Below are 15371 nucleotides of genomic sequence, written 5' to 3' on the forward strand. Positions count from 1 at the left end.
TCAGTGCTTGGAGTGTAGGGTGTTTCGCGCCTGGGCGACAAGCGCCTCCAGCATGAGGCCAGCATTGAAAGGATGGTCCGCCGTGCGTGCAGCCTTGGCCAGTGCGCGCGACCAGCGGGTCAGAGCACCCAACGGCGGCACCGCCTTGGGCAGGTCTGCGGGTGCAAAGTAGCGCGGCGCGCCGCCTACGCTGGCCGCCAGCAGGTCATGGCAGAGTTTTTGCAGTGCGTCGATCACCTGCGCGGGCGACCAGTCTCCCAAGGCAGTCACATCGCCCTTGGCCACCGCCTGCGGCAAGGCCGACCAGGCTTGTGGACTGCGGCCCGAGCGCGCCAGCGCCAACGCATCGTCGGGCCGCCCGCCTGCGGCTCGCAAAAACGACACAGCGGCATCCGCAGCGATGCCCTGCCCTTGCAGCCACTGCAGCATCTGGTCCTGTGCAGGCCAGACCATGGTGTGGCCCAGGCAGCGGCTGCGGATGGTGGGCAGCAATTGGTGCGCCGCCTCGCTAGCGAGTACAAAGCGCACGTCACCCGGCGGCTCCTCCAGGGTCTTGAGCAAAGCATTGGCCGTGATGTGGTTCATCTGCTCGGCCGGGTACACCAGCACCGCCTTGCCTTTGCCACGCGCCGAGGTGCGCTGCGAGAACTCCACCGCATCGCGCATGGCTTCCACGCGGATCTCGCGGCTGGGCTTGCGCTTCTTGTCGTCGATGTCCGCCTGGGCCTTTTCCGACAAGGGCCAGCCCAGCGCCATCATCTGCACCTCGGGCATCAGCACACACAGATCGGCGTGGGTGCGCACGTCGATGGCGTGGCAACTGCTGCATTGGCCGCACGCGCCCTGCTCTGTGGGCGCATCGCACAGCCAGGCCCGCACCAGCTCCAACCCCAAGGCGTACTGGCCCAGGCCCGATGGCCCCTGCAACAACCACGCGTGGCCGCGCTGGGCCAGCAGGCTGGTGCGCTGCGCGGCAATCCACGGCGCCAATGCCACTGTTGGCTCGCTCATTGCGCCCCCCCCTGGGACGCCACCATGATCGCCAGCCACCCCTTGCGCACAAACACGCTGGTGAGCTGCTGCCACACGCGGTGGCGGTCTTGGGCCGCGTCCAGGCGCGCAAAGCGCTGCGGCGCTGCAGCCGCGCGGTCGGCATAGCCCTGGGCAACGCGGCGGAAGAACTCCACAGGCTGGGCCTCGAAACGGTCGGGCACACGCGCACCGGCCAGGCGTTCTGCAGCCACTTCCGGCGCCAGGTCAAACCACACCGTCAGATCGGGTTCACGCATCAAATCTGCCTCTGGCGCAAGTCCAGTCTGCGCAAAACGCTCCAATATTGATAGCACATCAAGATCAAAGCCGCGCCCCGCGCCCTGGTAGGCAAAGGTGGCATCGGTGAAGCGGTCGCACAGCACCACGTCGCCCCGCGCCAGGGCGGGCTCGATCACATTGCGCAGGTGATCCCGGCGGGCCGCAAAGATCAGTAGGGACTCGGTGAGCGCATCCATCGGGTCGTTGAGGACCATCTCGCGCAGTTTTTCGGCCAGCGGCGTGCCGCCTGGCTCGCGGCTGACGGTGACAGCACGGCCCTGTGCCCGAAAGGCAGTGGCCAGCCCCTCGATGTGCGAGGACTTGCCCGCACCGTCGATGCCTTCAAAGGTGATGAACAGACCGGGTCGTGACATGAAAACCTTGGTGGAAGAATCTACTGCTGGCCGCGTTGGTAGCGGTTGACGGCACGGTTGTGCTCCTCCAGCGACGTGCTGAAGTGGCTGGCGCCATCGCCCTTGGCCACAAAGTACAGGGCGCGTGTGGCGTCCGGCTGCACGGCAGCCAGCAGCGACGCCTTGCCGGGCATGGCAATCGGAGTGGGCGGCAGGCCTGCGCGGGTGTAGGTGTTCCAGGGCGTGTCCGTCTGCAGGTCGCGGCGGCGCAGGTTTCCATCAAACTTCTCGCCCAAGCCGTAGATCACCGTGGGGTCGGTCTGCAGCAGCATGCCCACGCGCAGCCGGTTGGCAAACACGCCCGCAATCTGGCCCCGGTCGCTGGCCCTGCCCGTTTCCTTCTCCACGATGCTGGCCAGAATCAGGGCCTCTTCGGCCGACTTGAGGGGTGTGTCCGCCGCGCGTTGCGCCCAGGCGGCTTCGAGGCGGCGGTCCATGGCATGCATCGCCCGGCGCAACACAGCGATGTCGCTGGAGCCTTTGGCGTAGGTGTAGGTGTCCGGAAAGAAGCGCCCCTCGGGTGGGACACCGGGGCGGCCCAGCTGGGCCATCAGCGCTTCGTCGGTCAGCGTGGCAACGTCGCGCTTGAGCTGATCTTCCTTGGCCAGCGCCTGGCGCACCTGGCGCCAGTTCCAGCCCTCGACCAGGGTGATGGCGCGCAGGCTCTCTTCGCCGCGCACCAGCTTTTGCAGCAGGCTGCGGGGCGTGGTGCCAGGGGGGATTTCATAGTTGCCGGCCTTGATGGCGCGGTCCTGGCCCGAGAAGCGGAACCAGGCGTAGAGCATGCGGGCATCCACACGCGCGCCTGCAGCCACCACATCGCGGGCGACGCCCCGGGGTGTGGTGCCGGGCTCGATGGCCAACTCCAGAGGCTCGCTGCCGGTCACCAGCGGCTGGTGCAGCCACCAAAAAGCCGCACCACCGGATGCGATCAAAACCAACGCGATCAAAGCCAGTAAACGTCGCACAACCCTGCCGTCTGTGTGTATGAAACAGGGCATCATAATTCAGCGATGACTTACCCCCTGAACGGCATTGCCCCCCTGTCCCACCTGGGCGTGATTCGCGTGGAAGGCGAAGACGCCGCCAAGTTTCTGCACGGCCAGCTCACCCAGGATTTCGCCCTGCTGGGCATGGACCAGGCCCGCCTCGCAGCCTTTTTGTCGGCCAAGGGCCGCATGCAGGCCAGCTTCATCGGCTTCAAGCGTAGCGCTACCGAGGTGCTGCTGGTGTGCAGCCGCGACCTGCTGCCCCCCACGCTCAAGCGCCTGTCGATGTTTGTATTGCGCGCCAAGGCCAAGCTGACCGACGCCACCAACGACTTTGCCCTGTACGGTCTGGCCGGAGACACCGTGCCCGACGGCAGCCAGCCCGCCTGGACCAAGGCCGATATCGGCACCGCGTCGGTGGTCCACCTGTACCCCGCCGATGGCCAGCCCCGCGCACTGTGGGTGGCCCCGGCCATTGACCCGGCCCCCGCAGGCCCCGCGCTGGATGCCGCGCTGTGGCTCTGGAGCGAGGTGAAGAGCGGCGTGGCAACCCTGACCACGCCCGTGGTCGAGGCCTTTGTGCCCCAGATGCTGAACTATGAATCCGTGGGTGGCGTGAACTTCAAGAAGGGCTGCTACCCCGGCCAGGAAGTGGTGGCGCGCAGCCAGTTCCGGGGCACGCTCAAGCGCCGTGCCTACATCGCCCATGCGGCAGCCGAAGTGGCGGTGGGAGCCGAAGTGTTCAACACGGCAGACCTGGAACAGCCCTGCGGCACCGTGGTGCAGGTGGCTTCTGCGCCGAGCGGCGGATTCGACACCATCGTGTCGCTGCAGATCAGCGCCGCGCAGGAAGGCAGCCTGCAGGTGGGTGCCACGGACGGCGTAGCGCTGGCCCTGCTGCCGCTGCCCTACGCGCTGCTCGAAGATATTTGAATAGAAATGGGCTCCAGCGCTTATCCATCAAGCGCAAACAGCTCATTTTTTAATAGCAAAATCAACTACAACCGCTGCGCCATCGCAATGTGCGCGATGCCAGCCTCTTCGTAAGGCTCACCCACCACGGAGAAACCGGCGCGGCGGTAAAAGCCCTCAGCGCTGCGCTGGGCGTGCAATTGCACCTCCGTGTCGCCCCGGGCGCGGGCGGCGGCGACCAGCGCATCCAGCAACTGCCGCCCCCACTGCGCACCACGCACCGAGCGGTCCACGGCCATGCGGCCGATGCGGCCCACACCCGGTGACTGCTGCAGCAAGCGGCCTGCAGCAATGGGCATTCCCAGCCGGTTGTAGAGCACGGCATGGCGGGCCGAGATGTCGTGTACATCGGCTTCGATTTCGGCGGGAATGCCCTGCTCGTGCACAAACACCTCCGTGCGCACACGGCCTGCATCGCGGCCCAGCGTGTTCCAGTCGCCCGTGCGCACCTCGGCCATGTCGGCACCGGCCTCAAAGCCCTCGAAGATGGCGCGCAGCGCGGGTGGCACCGGGCGCGAGGTCTGCGTGGCCGGGTCGGCAAACACATAGACCAGTTCGGCCGAGATCAGCAACCGGTCGCCACAGAAAATGCCCGCCGTGAACAGGCACGACGAGTTGCCGATCCGCGCGCAGCGCAGGCCCACGTCCAGCGTGTCATCGAGCCGCGCAGAGGCGTGGTATTCCACCGTGGCCTTCTTCACATACATCTCACCGCCCAGCACATGCATGCTCGCCTCATAGGGCAAACCCAGCGCGCGCCAGTAGTCGCTCATGGCCGTGTCGATGTACATGAGGTAATGCGCGTTGAACACGATCTTTTGCATGTCCACCTCGGCCCAGCGCACGCGCAGGCGGTGAAAACAGCGGAATTCGTTGCGTTGCATGTTGTCTTCACTCCATTCCAAAGGCCAATCGCAGCGCCCGGGCTGCGTCGGCATGGGCCTTGCGCGCCTCGGGGATGGCGCGGCCCATTTTGATGAATTCGTGCGTCACGCCCCGGTAGATGTCCAGGTCCACTTGCACGCCTGCCAGGCGCAGCTTGTCGGCGTAGGCTATGCCTTCGTCCACCAGCGGGTCACACTCCGCCAGACCGATCCAGGCGGGGGCCACACCATCGACATCTGGCGCATGCAGCGGGGCAAAGCGCCAGTCTTCGCGCTCCGCGCGGCTTTGCACGTAGTTGCCGAAGAACCAGCTGATGGCAGGCTCTTCCAGCACCAGGCCGCGCGCGAAGGTGGTGTGCGAAGGCGTGTCCTGGTGCGCTGCACAGCCGGGGTAGATCAGCAGTTGCAGCGCCAGCGGCAGGCCCGCATCCCGCGCCAGGATTGCGTTGACGGCGGCCAGCGTACCGCCTGCACTGTCGCCGCCCACGGCCAGCCGCTGGGTGTCGGCCCCCAGGCGCTCAGCGTTGGCAGCCAGCCACTGCAGCGCATCCCACGCATCGTTGCTGGCCGTGGGAAAGCGGTGCTCCGGCGCCAGCCGGTAGTCCAGCGACACGACCATGCAACCTGCAAGGCGTGCCAGTTCGCGGCACAGGATGTCGTGCGTGGCAACGCTGCCGATGGTGAAGCCCCCGCCATGCGTGTACAGCAGCATGGGCAGGCCCGCGTCGGTGCTCGGCGCATACAGCCGTGCGGCCAGCATGGCGCCGTCGCGGGCCGGGATCTGCAGGTCCTCCACCCGCGCCAGTGCGGCCTTGGGCACCTCCAGCACATCCGCGCCCGCCTGGTAAGCGATGCGTGCCTCCTGCGGCGTGCGCGTGTGCAGCGGTGGGTGCCCCGCGCGGGCCATGCGTTCGAGAACGCTGCGCATCTGGGGGGTGAGACGGGTGTGGTGGATGTGCAGGTCGGTCAACGGTTGGGGTCTCGGCAAGAAAAGAAAACGGCCCGCACGGCGGCGGGCCGCTCATCGGTGGCTTACTTGAAGGTCACGCGCACCGGTGCGGCGCCGGGCAGGCCATCGTAGGTGGCCGTCACCGACAAACCGGCCTTGGGTGGCAGCAGGGGCGAGAATGAGCCCAGGCTGATCAGATCGCCCGGCTGCATGGCCAGGCCTTCTTGCGCCAGCGCGCCCGCCAGCCACACCACGGCATTGAGCGGATGCTCCAGGATGTCGCTGCCCTTGCCACCGCCCAGGCGCGCGCCCGCACCATCGGTCAGCGATACGTTCATGTCGGCCAGCGCCTTCAGCATGGCAAAACGCTCGCCGCGATAGGCTGGCACAGCAATGGGCGTACCCGCCACGCCCAGGCGCGCGCCCACGTTGATGGCCGTCACGCCTGCGCCATTGAGCTTGGGCGGCGCCTGCACCATCAGGTCGGGCAATTCCATGAACGGGATGATCTGGTCCACGGCATCCAGCACGTCCATGGGGGTCTTGGCCTGGTTGATGGCGGCGCTTTTCACGCGCACCAGCATGTCGGCCTCGTACAGGGGGCGGGCACCGAAGGCTGCATCCACCGTGGCGCCGCTGGGCAGCACCATGCCTTCGTAGAGCTTGCCCCACACGGGTTTGTCGGTGTTGAAGCGCTTTTGCACAGCAGGGTTGGTCAGGCCCGCCTTGTAGCCAATCACCTTGCCCATGCGCTGTGCCAGCAATGCGTTGACCTTGCCGCGTGTGCAGGCGCCGTCGGCGTCAGTGAGGTTCTCGGGGTTGGCGGCCGGGGTCTTGGCCACATAGTTGGCCACCAGCTCGGCGGCTTGTGTGTCGGTCAGGCACTGGGCCTGGGCGTTTGTCGCAGAGGCGACGACCACCAGGGCGGCCATCAGGGTTTGCTTCGTTTTCATATGTGTCTCCTCCTTATAAAGTGGGCTTGGAACCTGTATCAAAGGCTGGCGAGCTATCGTAATCGCTGGCACTCCCATTCACACATCTTGTTGCACCATGGCTTTCATCTATTACGTCACCCAGATCCAGTTTGAATTCGGCGCCGTCAAGCTGCTGAAACAAGAGTGCGAGCGTGTGGGCATCACACGTCCGCTGATCGTGACAGACCCTGGCGTGAAGGCCGCAGGCGTGCTGCAAAAGGCGCTGGACGCGCTGCCCGGCATGACCGTGGCCGTGTTTGACCAGACGCCGTCGAACCCCACCGAAGCCGCCGTGCGCGCGGCCGTGGCAATGTACAAGGCCCAGGGCTGCGATGGCCTGATCGCCGTGGGCGGCGGCTCGGCCATCGACTGCGCCAAGGGCATTGCGATTGCCGCCACGCACGAAGGTCCCCTCACCCACTACGCCACCATCGAAGGCGGCTCACCCCGCATCACCGAGCGCGCCGCACCGCTGATCGCCGTGCCCACCACCAGCGGCACGGGCAGCGAGGTGGCGCGAGGCGCCATCATCATCGTGGATGACCACCGCAAGCTGGGCTTTCACTCGTGGCACCTGGTGCCCAAGACGGCCATCTGCGACCCCGAACTCACGCTGGGCCTGCCCCCCATGCTGACAGCCGCCACGGGCATGGACGCGATCGCGCACTGCATGGAAACCTTCATGTCGGCCGCCTTCAACCCACCCGCCGACGGCATTGCACTCGATGGCCTCACGCGCGGCTGGGCGAACATCGAGCAGGCCACCCAAAACGGCAGCGACCGCGACGCGCGCCTGCACATGATGAGCGCCAGCATGCAGGGCGCCATGGCCTTCCAGAAGGGCCTGGGCGCGGTGCATTCGCTCAGCCACAGCCTGGGCGGCGTGAACCCGCGCCTGCACCACGGCACGCTCAACGCCATGTTCCTGCCCGCCGTGGTGCGCTTTAACGCAACGGCGGAATCGGTGCAGAAGGAAAAGCGCCTGGAACGCATGGCACACGCCATGGGCCTGGCCAGCGCGGGCGACATCCCCGAGGCCATCCGCGACATGAACGCCCGCCTTGGCCTGCCCACGGGCTTGGCGGCCATGGGAGTGACCGAAGCCCTGTTCGACGACATCATCAAGGGCGCCATGGCCGACCACTGCCACAAGACCAACCCGCGCATTGCCACGCCCGAGGAATACCGCGACATGCTGGCGCAGTCGCTGTAAGAGCCTGCCCAAAGCGTATTGGTGATCTCCCTGCGGCGGCGCCACAGCACCTGGCGCGCCGCCACCTCCAACGCATGTAGAAGCCTTCCTGCCCTGACCGCTCCTGCGGGATTGCGCTGTCCAAAACCCATCTCAAGCAATTCGCTACGCGCTAGACTCCGACTCGTCAACAATTAATTAACAATTCATTACCCTGGTGGAGAGCCAGGTCAATGTCGTTCTGGCGCTGCCCGGAGACTTTGATCAGGCCCTGGGGGGAGGGCCACTGTCGATGCGCACCGGAAATCTCAGCACCTGGCTCCTGCGGGGCACCTATCCCCGGCTGTATGTGCCTATCGTGCTGATCATCGTGCTGGTCAGCACGGTGCGCTACCACTACCTGGTGGCCACAGAAACCGACGAGGTGCGCCGCCATGCCGCCACCGAACTGCGCCGTGCGGGCGATGCGCTGTTGCCGTCACTGGCGGCCCTGCCCGCCTCGGACCGCCAGGCCCAGGCCACGCTGCTCAGCGAAGGGATTGCCAGCTTCGGGCCGGGCATCCATTCGCTGAAATGGCAGGTGGACAACGAGCCCGCCACCGAAGCCCGGGCGCCCCGCCTGCCCGCCACCGCGCCAGACTGGTTTGCCCAATGGGTGAACATTGCACCGCCCTCGCAGCAGTTCAGCCAGGCGTTGTCCAGCGGCGGGGCCTCCGGGCGCCTGACGGTGACGCTGCAGGCGGCCCCCCTCGTCGGCCAGGTCTGGAGCACGGTGGTGGTGCAGTTGCGCATCTCGGCCCTCAACATTTTCACCATCCTGCTGTTGCTCACCCTGCTGCTGCGGGCCAATGCCCGCATGCTGCGCCGCCTGGCGGAAGCCACCGATGCGTTCCGCCAGGGCCGCCTGGACACGCGCATGGAGGTGACGGGCACGCTCGAATCGCGCGCCATGGCGGCCACCTTCAATGACATGGCGGGCAAGGTCCAGTCGCTGGTGCTGTCGCTGCGCGAAACCCAGCAGCAGCAAAGCGAACAACTTCACTTCACACGCCAGCTGATCGACGCCCTGCCCCTGCCGGTGTTCGTGCGGGATGCGAAGGGTGTCACCCTCGAAGTCAACTGTGCCTGGCAGCGGCTTTTTCATGCCCCTGCCGGTGCTGGCAGCGCTCAGGCCTCGCCACCCGCGTATCCCCAGGAGCTGTCGCCCGAGCGCTCCACCCAGATCGCCCAGGCGCAGGACAACGAGATCCGCGTGCACCCCGCCAACCACCAGCCCCCAAGGGACATGGCCTACTACGAGGCCCCATTCACCACCACCCGGGGCACGCTGGCCGGCACCATTGGCACCCTGGTGGATGTGACCGAACGCAAACGCGCACAGGAGGCCCTGCGCGCCGAGAAGGAACGCGCCGAGGTCACGCTTGCCTCCATCGGCGACGGGGTGATCACCACCGACCCCTCGGGCTGCATCGAAACCATCAACGAGGCCGCACAGCTCATGACCGGCTTCACCGCCGACCAGGCGCTGGGGCGGCAGCTGGACGACGTGTTTCGCCTGTATGAAGAGCTTGCCAGCCGCAACGCCAGTTCTGCGGCCGAGCGGGACACCGTGCCCGGCGCGCTGCAGCCGGTCACGCACGAGGTGCTGATCCACCGCTCGGGCGAACGCTACGCCATCGAGTACACCGCGTCAGCGATCCGCCAGGGCGATGGCACGGCCGCAGGCTGCGTGCTGGTGTTCCGCGACGTGACCGAAACCCGCAACCTGCGCCACCAGATTTCATGGCACGCACGGCACGATCCGCTCACCGGGTTGTACAACCGCGCCGCCCTGGCCGAGCGGCTGACCCATGCCATCTTCGTGGCGCGGCAAAAAGGGCTGCTGCTGGCGGTGTGCATGCTCGACCTGGACCATTTCCAGACCGTGAACGACGCCCACGGCAACCGCGTGGGCGACCGCCTGCTCAAGGAAACCGCGCGGCGCCTGGGCGCCTTCATCACGCCGCAGGACGCCGTGGCGCGCATGGGGGGCGATGAGTTTGTGCTGCTGCTGGGCGAGTTGCCCGACGTGCCCGCCATCGAGGCGCGTGTGGACGTGCTCATGCAGCAGCTGGCCGCCCCCTACGCCATCGACGACCGCGTGCTGCACACCACCGTGAGTGTGGGCGTGGCCGTGTTTCCGCAAGACGACGCCAACCCCGACACCCTGCTGCGCCACGCCGACCAGGCCATGTGCCAGGCCAAGGGCTTCGGCCGCAACCAGATGCATGTGTTCGACGTGCAGCTGGACCACGCCGTGCAGACCCAGCACACGCGCCAGACCCGCGTGGCCCAAGCGCTGCACGCGGGCGAGCTGGTGCTGCACTACCAGCCCAAGGTGAACCTGCGCACCGGCGAAATCCTGGGGCTGGAGGCCCTGCTGCGCTGGCAACACCCCGAGCAAGGCCTGCTGGGCCCGCAGCATGTGCTGCCCCTGATCGAGGATGCCGAGCTGGAGGTGGAAGTGGGCGAATGGGTGCTGCGCCAGGCCCTGGCACAGATGCGGCAGTGGACGGACGCCGGCATGCTGTGGGAGGTGAGCGTGAACATCTCCGCGCCCCACTTTCACCGGGCCAATTTTGTGGAGCGGCTCAAGGACATCCTGCACACCTGCCCCGAGGTGTCGCCCACCCGCCTGGAGCTGGAAATCCTCGAATCTGCAGCCTTGCAAGACATGCAGTACATGCGCCACATGATGCAAAGCTGCCAGGCGCTGGGCGTGCGTTTTGCGCTGGACGACTTCGGCACCGGCTTCTCCTCGCTGTCTTACCTGAAGCGCCTGCCCGCTGAAACCATCAAGATCGACCAGTCGTTCGTGCGCGGCATTCTGGAAGACGGCGACGACCTCACGCTCGTGAGCGCCATCGTCGCGTTGGCCGCCGCCTTTCACCGGCATGTGGTGGCCGAGGGCGTAGAAACCGCCGAGCAATGCGCCAAGCTGCTGGAGCTGGGCTGCGAGCGCGCCCAGGGCTTTGGCATTGCACGGCCCATGCCTGCGCACGAGGTGCTGACCTGGGCCCGGGAGCACGCTGCTCGCCATGCGGCCCGGGCGGTGCAGGAGGCGGCGCGGCGGCCTGCCTCAACCTGAGCACTACAGCGGTTGCACTGCGTTCATGTCGGGCCGCGCCAGCCACGCCTGCCACTCGTCCACCAGCTGCTGGCTGGCCCGCGTAGCCGCAAGCCAGGCCTTGGCGCGCGCGGCGCTGTCGGTGCCGTAGTGGGTGAAATCGTTGCGGTCGGGCAGCTTGGCGTTGGGCAAGGAGCGCACCCAGTCGGGGCTGGGCGACAGCACCACCATGTTGTCCAGCGCCGGGGTGGAACGGTGGCGCCACTTGAGTCCCTTGTCCAGCCAGCCGGGCACCACCTGGTGCTGGAAATGCGGGTACAGCACCAGGCCGGGCGAGGCAGTCGGGCCAGAATCTGAGGGTTTTTGGCCGCCAGCGCTTGTTGGATAAACGCTTCCAGCTATTAATTCAATAGCATTCTGTGATTGCTGGCCGTAGGCGAGGTGCAGGTGGTAGTCGGTGATGCCCCCGTCCCAATACGCTCCACGGGGCGCACCCGGAATGTTGTGCACGGCCTGCAGTACAAACGGGATCGAGCAGCTGGCTTGCAGCGCTGGCATGAAGTTGCCGCCGTGCAGCAGCACCTGCCGCGTGCGGTAGTCCGAGGTGCCAAACGGCAATGCAGCGCACGCAGCACCAACGCTCACACCAACACCATCGGCCGTGGCTGCATCGAACGAGGAGAACACCACCCGCTCCAGCCACGCCCCCATCGCCTTGCGGTGCACCGTGTTCGTCAGAAACGCGCCCAGATAGCCCAGCGGCGTGGCCACGCGGTGCTCGCGCCCCAGCAGGTGCCGCCCGCGCGAGGTGACGATGTGCAGGCGGTAGCGCGGGTGGTTCAGCACCTCGCCGATGCGCCCACCATAGAACGCCTGCAGGTTCTGCCCAAACCGCTCGCTCACATGCGCGGCCGTGGGGCGCTTCTTGCCCGGCGGCAGGTCGTAGTGCTGGTGGATGTAGTCGTGCTCCAGCCGCTCGAAAGCCGCCACCGATTGCTGCAGGCAGGCCGTGGCCATGCGCCAGGCGCCGATCGAGGCGCCCACCAGATGCACCGGCTGGCTGGACTGGGGCAGCCACTCCCCAAAGATAAAACGGTCCAGCGGACCCAGGATCAGGCCCTTGGGGCCCCCTGCCGCCGCAGGGATCACGCCCACATCGCCGGGCTGCAGCCCGTGGTTTTCAAGGCGTTGGCGGGCGCGGGGGCCGGCATGGATGCGCAGGGCTTTCATGGGCGGCATTTTCGCAAAGCCGCAAGGCGGCTCAAAACCAGCTCTCACACCACGTAATCAGCAGCCTCAGGCTTCGCAGTCCAGTCGATAGGGTCTTGCTGCAGCACCATGTCGATGTCCAGCCCCAGGGCCAAGCCCACTTCGCCAGGGAACGACACGGCCAGTTCCTTTTCGCCCAGTTCTGCCTCGCGCGCTCGGGCGCGCCAGGACGCAAGGTGGATCACGCCCGCGAGGGGCTCGTAGGCATTGTTGTCAAACGGCGCGCTCTGGTGGTGCAGGGCATCCACCACCACCTCGGGCAAACGCCAGCGGCGCGCCAGCCCGGCCGTCACATGGCCATAGCAGTAGCCAAAGATGCGTTGCTCGATCTTGCCGCGCCGCAGGTCAAACGGGGCCACCAGTGTGTTGACCGACTGGGCTTTGTCCGGGTCGGCCAGGTGGATCACCAGCTCGCCCAGCGCGTGCAGCAGGCCGGTGGTGTACGCAGCGGTCTGGTTCTGGTGCACGATGCCCGCCAGCGACCGTGCCAGCTTGGCCGTGTTGAGGCTGTAGCGCCAGAACTGCTGCATGTGCACGCCGGGCACCGAGCGCGACGCGGTGCCCAGCGGTGCCGACGTGACCAGTGCGCGAACCTGGGCAATACCCAGCAGTGCCAGTGCCTCGGGGATGCCGGCAATCTGGCGCGGTACCTGGAAGGTGTGGGAATTGGCCAGCTCCAGCAGCCGCCCGGCCAGGGCCGGATCGGTGCCGAAAAGCTGGTTCAGACGCCGCAGGCTGGGCTCTTCATGCGCCAGCTCGCTCATCAGCAATGCCACCGTGCGCGGAAGGCTGGGCAGAGCTACGGGTTGGGCCAGCAGTGCGTTCAGCTCCATGGGGTCAGGCACCAGAGTTGGGGTTGCTGGCGATTATGGCCCCCAACCTGCCGCAAACCCAGGCCATCCCGCCGCAATCCGTCAACGGCCCTTGGCCTGTTGCAACTTGGCAAATGCCGACGCCATGGCCGACTGTTGCACGGGCTCGGGCGCGCGGCGCTGGGGTTGTGCATAGCCGCGGCCAGCCCCCTCAAAGCGGTTGTCGCGGGGTGCACCCCGGTCGCCGCCCTGGCGCGGTGGCGCATCGCCCAGCTTCATCGACAGGCCGATGCGCTTGCGCTCCACGTCCACCTCCATGACTTTGACCTTGACGATGTCGCCGGTCTTGACCACTTCGCGCGCATCGTTCACAAACTTGTGCGCGAGCTGGCTCACATGCACCAGGCCATCCTGGTGCACGCCCAGGTCGATGAAGGCGCCGAACTGGGCCACGTTGCTCACCGTGCCTTCCAGGATCATGCCTTCCTTCAGGTCCTTGATGTCTTCCACGCCATCGTTGAAGCGCGCCACCTTGAAGTCCGGACGCGGGTCGCGGCCCGGCTTTTCCAGCTCGGCCAGGATGTCCTTGACGGTGATCACACCGAATTTTTCGTTGGCAAACAGCTCGGGCTTCAAGGTCTTGAGCATGTCGGCGCGGCCCATGATCTCGGCCACGGGCTTGCCCGTCTTCTCCATGATCTGCTCGACCACGGGATAGGTCTCGGGGTGCACGCCGGTCATATCGAGGGGGTTGTCGCCCCCCCGGATGCGCAAGAAGCCCGCGCTCTGCTCAAACGTCTTGGCGCCCAGGCCTGCCACGTCCATGAGCTGCTTGCGGCTCTTGAACGCGCCATTGGCCTCACGCCAGCGCACCACCGCCTTGGCCACGCTGCCCGACAGGCCCGACACACGGCTGAGCAAGGGCACGCTGGCCGTGTTCAGGTCCACACCCACGGAGTTCACGCAGTCTTCCACCACCGTGCCCAACGTGCGCGCCAGCTCGCTCTGGTTCACGTCGTGCTGGTACTGGCCCACGCCAATGCTCTTGGGGTCGATCTTGACCAGCTCGGCCAGCGGGTCCTGCAGGCGGCGCGCGATGCTGGCAGCGCCGCGCAGGCTCACGTCCACATCGGGCATCTCTTGCGAAGCGTATTCGCTGGCGCTGTAGACCGAAGCACCGGCCTCGCTCACCACCACCTTTTCAATCACGCGGTCCACCTTGGCCGCCAGCTTGATCAGGTCGGCCGCCAGCTTGTCGGTCTCGCGGCTGGCCGTGCCGTTGCCAATCGCAATCAGGTTCACGCCGTGCTTCTCGGCCAGCTTGGCAAGGGTGTGCAGCGAGCCTTCCCAGTCGCGGCGTGGCTCGTGCGGGTACACCGTGGCCGTCTCCACCAGCTTGCCGGTGGCATCCACCACGGCCACCTTCACACCGGTGCGGATGCCGGGGTCCAGCCCCATCACCACACGCGGGCCCGCAGGGGCGGCCAGCAGCAGGTCGCGCAGGTTGTCGGCAAACACCTTGATCGCCACCTTCTCGGCGTCGTCGCGCAGGCGGGCAAACAGGTCGCGCTCGGTGGAGAGGCTGAGCTTCACACGCCACGTCCAGGCCACGCTCTTGCGGATCAGGTCGTCGGCCTTGCGGCCTGCGTGGCTCCAGCCCAGGTGCAGGGCGATCTTGCCTTCGGCAATGCTGGGCTTGCCCGGTTCTGGCTCCACGGGCAGCACCAGTTTGGCTTCAAGAATTTCGAGGCCACGGCCCCGGAACACCGCCAATGCGCGGTGCGACGGCACGCGGCCGATGGGCTCGTCGTATTCAAAGTAGTCGCGAAACTTGGAAACCTCGGGGTCGTTCTCGTTCTTGGACTCGACCTTCTTGCTGCGCAGCAGCCCCTCGGCCCACAGCCATTCGCGCAGGTTTTGCACCAGTGCCGGGTCTTCGGCCCAGCGTTCGGAAAGGATGTCACGCACGCCGTCCAGCACTGCGGGCACGGTCGAAAAGTCCGCGCCCGTCTTGCCATCGTCCAGCACCTCGGGCGGCTTCGTGAAGGCGGCAGCCTCCACGGCGGGGTCCAGCGTGGGGTCGGCAAAGAGCTTGTCAGCCAGCGGCTCGATGCCGAACTCGCGGGCCATCTGGCCCTTGGTGCGGCGCTTTTGCTTGAACGGCAGGTAGATGTCTTCCAGCTCCTGCTTCGTTGGAGCTGCGGCAATGGCAGCACGCAGCGCATCGGTCAGCTTGCCCTGCTCGTCAATGCTCTTGAGCACCGCAGCGCGGCGGTCGTCCAGCTCGCGCAGGTAAGACAGGCGGGCTTCCAGCTCACGCAGCTGGATATCGTCCAGCCCACCGGTGACTTCCTTGCGGTAGCGCGCGATAAAGGGCACCGTGGCCCCGCCGTCCAGCAGCTCCACCGCTGCGCGCACCTGTTGTTCACTAACCCTGATTTCTGCGGCCAACTGCCGGATGATCTGCTGCATGTGTGGGCAAACTCTCTGAGACTCGGTC

12 protein-coding genes are annotated in these 15371 nt (G+C 66.6%); 3 read left to right on the top strand and 9 right to left on the bottom strand.

The genetic code is table 11. The features are described from left to right. From C8C94_RS07960 to mltG, 3 genes are read right to left on the bottom strand one after another with little or no spacing between them, the layout of a single operon-like run. On the bottom strand, nucleotides 1–1011 hold the full coding sequence (locus C8C94_RS07960) for a DNA polymerase III subunit delta' (RefSeq protein ID WP_121420348.1): 1011 nt from the start codon (nucleotides 1009–1011) through the stop codon (nucleotides 1–3). Then, nucleotides 1008–1685, bottom strand: a complete 678-nt coding sequence (gene tmk, locus C8C94_RS07965) for a dTMP kinase (protein WP_121420349.1) — start codon at nucleotides 1683–1685, stop codon at nucleotides 1008–1010. Before tmk ends, C8C94_RS07960 begins: the two co-directional genes overlap by 4 nt. 20 nt (nucleotides 1686–1705) lie before the next feature. After that, nucleotides 1706–2692, bottom strand: coding sequence for an endolytic transglycosylase MltG (gene mltG / locus C8C94_RS07970; RefSeq protein ID WP_370108275.1), 987 nt, complete (start codon nucleotides 2690–2692; stop codon nucleotides 1706–1708). Between the two features lie 45 nt (nucleotides 2693–2737). Between mltG and C8C94_RS07975 the strand changes: the two genes are divergently transcribed. Beyond that, on the top strand, nucleotides 2738–3646 hold the full coding sequence (locus C8C94_RS07975) for a folate-binding protein YgfZ (protein WP_121420351.1): 909 nt from the start codon (nucleotides 2738–2740) through the stop codon (nucleotides 3644–3646). 65 nt (nucleotides 3647–3711) lie between these two features. Here the strand turns inward: C8C94_RS07975 and C8C94_RS07980 are convergent, their stop codons facing one another. The 3 genes from C8C94_RS07980 to C8C94_RS07990 all read right to left on the bottom strand — a co-directional run bounded on the left by C8C94_RS07980 (nucleotide 3712) and on the right by C8C94_RS07990 (nucleotide 6471). Then, nucleotides 3712–4569 carry a YbgC/FadM family acyl-CoA thioesterase gene (locus C8C94_RS07980; protein ID WP_121420352.1) on the bottom strand — a complete coding sequence of 286 codons (858 nt, stop codon included), beginning with the start codon at nucleotides 4567–4569 and terminating at the stop codon, nucleotides 3712–3714. A 7-nt stretch (nucleotides 4570–4576) separates the two neighbouring features. Beyond that, a complete protein-coding gene (locus C8C94_RS07985) occupies nucleotides 4577–5497 on the bottom strand; it encodes an alpha/beta hydrolase (protein ID WP_199731401.1) in 921 nt (306 codons plus the stop codon). A 104-nt stretch (nucleotides 5498–5601) separates the two neighbouring features. Further along, nucleotides 5602–6471, bottom strand: coding sequence for a 2-keto-4-pentenoate hydratase (locus C8C94_RS07990; RefSeq protein ID WP_055393976.1), 870 nt, complete (start codon nucleotides 6469–6471; stop codon nucleotides 5602–5604). Nucleotides 6472–6568: 97 nt separating this feature from the next. Between C8C94_RS07990 and C8C94_RS07995 the strand changes: the two genes are divergently transcribed. Further along, a complete protein-coding gene (locus C8C94_RS07995; protein WP_121420354.1) occupies nucleotides 6569–7705 on the top strand; it encodes an iron-containing alcohol dehydrogenase in 1137 nt (378 codons plus the stop codon). 271 nt (nucleotides 7706–7976) lie between these two features. Continuing rightward, nucleotides 7977–10811 (top strand): EAL domain-containing protein, encoded by a 2835-nt coding sequence (locus tag C8C94_RS08000; protein ID WP_121420355.1) that lies wholly within the window; start codon nucleotides 7977–7979, stop codon nucleotides 10809–10811. Between the two features lie 3 nt (nucleotides 10812–10814). Here C8C94_RS08000 and C8C94_RS08005 read toward each other — a convergent pair whose 3' ends face one another. The 3 genes from C8C94_RS08005 to C8C94_RS08015 all read right to left on the bottom strand — a co-directional run bounded on the left by C8C94_RS08005 (nucleotide 10815) and on the right by C8C94_RS08015 (nucleotide 15343). Beyond that, nucleotides 10815–12020, bottom strand: a complete 1206-nt coding sequence (locus tag C8C94_RS08005) for a patatin-like phospholipase family protein (RefSeq protein WP_121422769.1) — start codon at nucleotides 12018–12020, stop codon at nucleotides 10815–10817. A 44-nt stretch (nucleotides 12021–12064) separates the two neighbouring features. Next, complete coding sequence (locus C8C94_RS08010) at nucleotides 12065–12892, bottom strand: HDOD domain-containing protein (protein ID WP_121420356.1); 828 nt, start codon at nucleotides 12890–12892, stop codon at nucleotides 12065–12067. 81 nt (nucleotides 12893–12973) lie between these two features. Continuing rightward, entirely contained in the window at nucleotides 12974–15343 is a 2370-nt protein-coding gene (locus C8C94_RS08015; protein ID WP_121420357.1) for a Tex family protein, read from the bottom strand. Between the last annotated feature and the right edge of the window lie 28 nt (nucleotides 15344–15371).

This window comes from Acidovorax sp. 94 (genome assembly GCF_003634645.1).
Classification (GTDB): Bacteria; Pseudomonadota; Gammaproteobacteria; order Burkholderiales; family Burkholderiaceae_C; genus Acidovorax; species Acidovorax facilis.

Coding starts and splice junctions, on each gene's coding strand:
- C8C94_RS07960 (WP_121420348.1), bottom strand. CDS start 1,011: ATGAGCGAGCCAACAGTGGCATTGGCGCCGTGGATTGCCGCGCAGCGC.
- tmk (WP_121420349.1), bottom strand. CDS start 1,685: ATGTCACGACCCGGTCTGTTCATCACCTTTGAAGGCATCGACGGTGCG.
- C8C94_RS07975 (WP_121420351.1), top strand. CDS start 2,738: ATGACTTACCCCCTGAACGGCATTGCCCCCCTGTCCCACCTGGGCGTG.
- C8C94_RS07980 (WP_121420352.1), bottom strand. CDS start 4,569: ATGCAACGCAACGAATTCCGCTGTTTTCACCGCCTGCGCGTGCGCTGG.
- C8C94_RS07985 (WP_199731401.1), bottom strand. CDS start 5,497: ATGCGCAGCGTTCTCGAACGCATGGCCCGCGCGGGGCACCCACCGCTG.
- C8C94_RS07990 (WP_055393976.1), bottom strand. CDS start 6,471: ATGAAAACGAAGCAAACCCTGATGGCCGCCCTGGTGGTCGTCGCCTCT.
- C8C94_RS07995 (WP_121420354.1), top strand. CDS start 6,569: ATGGCTTTCATCTATTACGTCACCCAGATCCAGTTTGAATTCGGCGCC.
- C8C94_RS08000 (WP_121420355.1), top strand. CDS start 7,977: ATGCGCACCGGAAATCTCAGCACCTGGCTCCTGCGGGGCACCTATCCC.
- C8C94_RS08005 (WP_121422769.1), bottom strand. CDS start 12,020: ATGAAAGCCCTGCGCATCCATGCCGGCCCCCGCGCCCGCCAACGCCTT.
- C8C94_RS08010 (WP_121420356.1), bottom strand. CDS start 12,892: ATGGAGCTGAACGCACTGCTGGCCCAACCCGTAGCTCTGCCCAGCCTT.
- C8C94_RS08015 (WP_121420357.1), bottom strand. CDS start 15,343: ATGCAGCAGATCATCCGGCAGTTGGCCGCAGAAATCAGGGTTAGTGAA.